General features: G+C 47.0%; 2 protein-coding genes. Both read left to right on the top strand.

Going from position 1 to position 1,650, the window contains the following annotated elements; all coding sequences use genetic code 11:
- Positions 1–1,119 (top strand): efflux RND transporter permease subunit (locus AB5935_RS25440; protein ID WP_368327809.1); only part of this gene is annotated, 1,119 nt, incomplete at its 5' end.
- A gap of 12 nt (positions 1,120–1,131) precedes the next feature.
- On the top strand, positions 1,132–1,650 hold a 519-nt coding region (locus AB5935_RS25445), incomplete at its 3' end, for a TolC family protein (RefSeq protein WP_368327810.1).

Raw genomic sequence — 1,650 nt, forward strand, 5'->3', positions numbered from 1 at the left:
GTAAGTAGTGGTTTTGAGATTTATATTCAGGACCAGAAAGGCGGTTCGGTAGAAGATTTGCTGAAATACACCCGTCAGATGATTGACGCGTTGAATGCCCGGCCTGAAATCGGACGTGCCTCGACTTCGTTCGATACGAAATACCCTCAATACCTGGTAGAAGTGGATGCCGCCCTTTGCAAGCGGAATGGAGTGTCGCCTTCGGATGTGTTGAGCACTTTGTCCGGCTATATCGGTGGTAACTATGCATCCAATATGAACCGTTTCTCTAAACTTTACCGTGTAATGGTACAGGCTTCACCGGAATTCCGTCTGGATACTGAAGCATTGAATAATATGTTTGTCCGCAATTCCGACGGAGAGATGTCCCCTGTCAGTCAGTATCTCACTTTGACACGAGTCTACGGTGCAGAGTCGCTGACGCGTTTCAATTTGTTCTCTGCCATCTCCGTCAATGGTGCTCCGGCAGACGGTTACAGTTCCGGACAAGCTATTCAGGTGGTACGTGAAGTTGCGGAACAGGTATTACCGGCAGGTTATGGCTTTGAGTTCGGAGGTATGTCACGTGAAGAATCCTCTACAGGGAATACCACAACACTGGTATTTATCATCTGTGTAGTCTTTATCTATCTTATTCTTTGTGCGCTCTACGAAAGCTTGTTCATTCCGATTGCAGTGATTCTTTCCGTACCATTCGGACTTGCCGGAAGTTTCCTTTTTGCCAAGATGTTCGGCCTGGAGAATAATATCTATTTACAGACAGGTTTGATTATGCTGATTGGCTTGTTGTCGAAGACAGCTATTCTGCTTACGGAATATGCTTCCGAGCGCCGTCGTCAGGGAATGACGATCACACAGGCGGCTGTTTCGGCTGCGCAAGTCCGTCTGCGTCCAATCCTGATGACATCTCTTACGATGATATTCGGTATGTTACCGATGATGTTTGCATCGGGAGTAGGAGCGAACGGTAATATTTCCATCGGTGTAGGAACCGTAGGTGGAATGTTGATCGGTACGGTTGCCCTGTTGTTTATCGTACCTGTATTGTTTATCGTGTTCCAGTATCTTCAGGAAAAACTGATGCCGGCACGTAAACCGGCAGAGTTGGAGAATCTTTAATTGTTGAAGTGTATGAAAAAGATAATAATATGTTTATTCCTGTCGGCCGGATTGAGCGGTTGTCATGTGTACCGGACTTATGAACGTCCGGACACGACGGTTACCGACAGTCTTTACCGGCAGCCGGTTGTTGCGGGGGATACCGCTTCCATTGCTTCCCTTTCATGGAAGGAACTATTTAGCGATCCGCAACTGCAACAACTGATTGAAACGGGTATCGCGAATAATACCGATTTGAATATTGCCCGTTTGAAAGTGAAAGAAGTAGAAGCATTACTGCTTTCTTCCAAGTTGGCTTATCTGCCTTCTGTATCGCTCACTCCGCAAGGAACATTGAGCAGCGTGGATGGTTCGAAAACTTCCAAGACCTATGATCTGGCAGCATCGGCAGACTGGGAACTGGATATTTTCGGAAAGTTGACCAATGCCAAACGAGGAGTCAAAGCCGCCCTCGAACAGAGTGAAGCCTATAGGCAAGCGGTACAGACGCAACTGGTAGCAACGATTGCCAATAGTTACTACACCTTATTG

Origin of the sequence: Phocaeicola sp. RTP21198st1_B8_RTP21198_201120 (genome assembly GCF_040929485.1) — a bacterium.
Taxonomy (GTDB): Bacteria; Bacteroidota; Bacteroidia; order Bacteroidales; family Bacteroidaceae; genus Phocaeicola; species Phocaeicola dorei.